Source organism: Rhodococcus sp. P3_B8 (assembly GCF_056402775.1).
In genome coordinates this window covers 1-2,858 of the sequence record NZ_JBFUGT010000514.1, presented here as the reverse complement: position 1 = coordinate 2,858, position 2,858 = coordinate 1, and the positions used below count along the sequence as shown (strand labels likewise).

Genomic DNA, 2,858 nt, shown 5'->3' with positions numbered 1-2,858 from the left:
GAAGTGTCCCGGGAGATCAGCCCGATCGCCAAGCCCCGCCAGATCACGATCGTCCCCGAACTCCCCAAGACGAGGTCGGGCAAGATCATGCGACGCCTGCTCAAGGACATCGCCGAAGGCCGCGACCTCGGCGACACCTCCACGCTCGTCGACCCCAAGGTCTTCGACGCCATCCGGGGAGTCAGTTAACGAAATTGAACCGCGCCTGCTATGCGGATGCTGAGCGCCATATCAAATGACCCAGCGAAGCGGTCCAGCAGTAACGCTAGTGCGGCGTGTGCAAATCGACATGACAGTCACCCTGAACTGATGCCAGTTCGTTCTTGCACCTCGCCTCGGCGAGGACGTCCACATTCCAAAGGCCCAGGCCCTGAGTAGATCGTTCAATCAGATGAATTCTCGCGAGAATCGCACATGGCCCCAGCGGCGACGCGCCGCATGGGGCGAGGTCAATCGCACGCGCAAGCATCGGGACCTCGAAGCAGAGCGCCTCATCGAGTTCGCCAGTATGTGGGCACCATACGGCGGGCCGAACGATGAAGAGATCCTCGTTCACTTCGGAATGTCGCGGCTCCGGTTTACCGAGCGCTTATGGCAGGTCATACCCGGAGCGAACTGCGTTCTCGAGGAAATACGCACTTTAGCGAGCGCATACCCCGCACCCCGGAGAGCGGACAATCCGCATCCCGTTCCCTGAGCTGCTCGGCGAGTCACATGGATGGAGCGGGCGGCCGGCGGTCCGACAGATTTCCAGGCAGGCGAATCGGGCGCATTCGGGGTGCGTGCTCGACCGCGACCGCCATCGCGGTGAGCTTGCGCTTGCCGGCCTCCGGATTCCGGCCGGACCGCCCGCAGCGGGAGAGGATCTCGAGCAACGCCGGATGGGTGATGCGGGGGCCAAGAACCCGCTCGAGGGCGGGTGGATGAAGGTGAGCAGGCCGCCGATGCGGTTGCTGGCCCGGGTGGCCTCACCGGCGAGGTCGTCGTCGAATCCGACGAGGACTTCGAGATCGTCGAGCGCCTCGTCGCCGGTGGGCAATGACCACCGGCCGCCTCGCCGAACGCGGCATCACCCCCGCGGTGCACACCGGCAGCATCCTCGCCCCCATCGACCCCGCCGTGGGGTATTCACTTCCGTGGCAGCGAACTTCGTGTTCCACTGCGTCCCCGGAACCTGGCCCGAAAAGGGGCACGCGTTCGGCACTCGCCCGGATCGTCGCCGACGACGGGGTGTTCTTCGGCTCCACCATCCTCGGGACCGGAGTACAGCACAACCTGTTCGGCCGCGCCCTGTGCGCCCTCTACAACGGGCCGATCAAAGCATTCGACAACACCACCGACGACGAGGGCGGGCTGCGCACCGCCCTGTCGGCAGCATTCGAGACCGTCGACATCACCATCATCGGAACCGTGGCCGTCCTCGCCGCCCGCCGCCCGCGCCGCACCACAGCCTCCTAAGCGATCCCGGGCCGATAGATCCGGCGCCCACCGCCGATACTGCCCCTCACGGTCGTGACGTCACATCCCGGTACACGGGACGGTAGAGAAACAGGCTGCCACCGCACGCCGACCGATCTGCGGAACAGTCCGCAGATCAAGACCAGGTTGGAGCACCGGTCGAGGTCAGTGGGTGGCGACCTGTTGCTTGTCGCGGAAGTCACCATAGATCGCCGCATCGACGGATTTTGCAGGGAATAGACTTCGGCTGTCGCACCGGACGGGTCCGCGACATAACAGGACCGCCTGGACTCTGCGACTCGGCGCTCTTGTGGTCGGTCGTTGCCCGGGTTGGTTGCCGCGATGACCCGCCACACCGGCACGGCTGCAGAGGTGGTGTATTGCGCGATTGTTTTGTGGGCGAGAACAGGGTCCACGATGGTCAGGTCAGCGCCGCCAGTCGACCGGCTCGGAGCAGAATTCGTATCGGTCCGTGTGGTTGTCGATCGGGATCACATCGGTTTCGCCGTCCTGGTAGATGACCAGCCAGGAGTCGCGGTTGCCTGACGGTACGGTCATCACGATCTGGGCCCATTGTCCGGTGCGGTAGCCGTGTTTGTAGTTGCGGCGGACAAAGTGTCCGACGCGGTTTCGGGTGAGGCTGGCAGTCATGTGGTCTCCGTGGTGGTGGGGTGGCGCGACACWGTGGGTTGTCGTGTTGTCGTGCCGCGCGTCGACGTAGCTTCTTCGTCGGTGGCTACGGCAAATAGTGGTACGTCGCACCGGCATCGGGTAGGCATCGATGCCGGTGCGACGAGTCAGTGGTGGTCGTCTTCGCCGATTCTGTGGACGTGGATCAGGTTGGTCGAGCCGACGGTGCCCGGAGGTGATCCCGCGACGATGACGACGAGGTCGCCCCGCTGGTACCGGCCCAGGCCGAGGAGCGCGTGGTCGACCTGATGGATCATCTGGTCGGTCGACTCGACGGGGTCGACGAGGAACGTCTCGGTGCCCCAGGTCAGCGCGAGTTGAGCGCGCACTTCCGGGAGCGGGGTGAACGCCAGCAACGGCAGCGGAGTGTGCAGCCGCGCGAGCCGCCGAACCGTGTCCCCGGATTGGGTGAACGCGACGAGCGCCGCCGCACCCAATCGTTCCCCGATGTCCCGCGCCGCGTAGGACAGGACTCCGCCCTTCGTGCGGGGTACGTGCGCCAGCGGCGGAACGTGCGTGGACTTCTCCTCCACCGCGCTGATGATGCGGCCCATGGTGCGGACCGTCTCCATCACGTGCTTCCCGACGGACGTTTCGCCCGACAGCATGACGGCGTCGGCGCCGTCGAGGACGGCATTCGCCACGTCGGACGCCTCGGCGCGGGTGGGCCGTGAGTTCTCGATCATCGACTCCAGCATCTGCGTCGCGAC

General features: G+C 65.5%; 4 protein-coding genes and 1 pseudogene. 2 read left to right on the top strand and 3 right to left on the bottom strand.

What is annotated here, in order from left to right; genetic code table 11:
* On the top strand, positions 1-189 hold a 189-nt coding region (locus tag AC1D1G_RS43830), incomplete at its 5' end, for an AMP-binding enzyme (RefSeq protein ID WP_477956777.1).
* A 581-nt stretch (positions 190-770) separates the two neighbouring features.
* On the opposite strand, the pseudogene AC1D1G_RS43825 reads toward AC1D1G_RS43830, so the two are convergent.
* Positions 771-1,033, bottom strand: a pseudogene (locus AC1D1G_RS43825) (IS110 family transposase); the annotation flags it as partial.
* Positions 1,034-1,038: 5 nt separating this feature from the next.
* Between AC1D1G_RS43825 and AC1D1G_RS43820 the strand changes: the two are divergent.
* Complete coding sequence (locus tag AC1D1G_RS43820; RefSeq protein WP_477956776.1) at positions 1,039-1,458, top strand: hypothetical protein; 420 nt, start codon at positions 1,039-1,041, stop codon at positions 1,456-1,458.
* Between the two features lie 426 nt (positions 1,459-1,884).
* On the opposite strand, the gene AC1D1G_RS43815 is transcribed toward AC1D1G_RS43820, so the two are convergent.
* Entirely contained in the window at positions 1,885-2,109 is a 225-nt protein-coding gene (locus AC1D1G_RS43815) for a hypothetical protein (RefSeq protein ID WP_477956775.1), read from the bottom strand.
* Between the two features lie 146 nt (positions 2,110-2,255).
* The coding region (locus tag AC1D1G_RS43810; protein ID WP_477956774.1) for a pyruvate kinase at positions 2,256-2,858 on the bottom strand (603 nt) is incomplete at its 5' end.

Coding starts and splice junctions, on each gene's coding strand:
- AC1D1G_RS43815 (WP_477956775.1), bottom strand. CDS start 2,109: ATGACTGCCAGCCTCACCCGAAACCGCGTCGGACACTTTGTCCGCCGC.
- AC1D1G_RS43820 (WP_477956776.1), top strand. CDS start 1,039: ATGACCACCGGCCGCCTCGCCGAACGCGGCATCACCCCCGCGGTGCAC.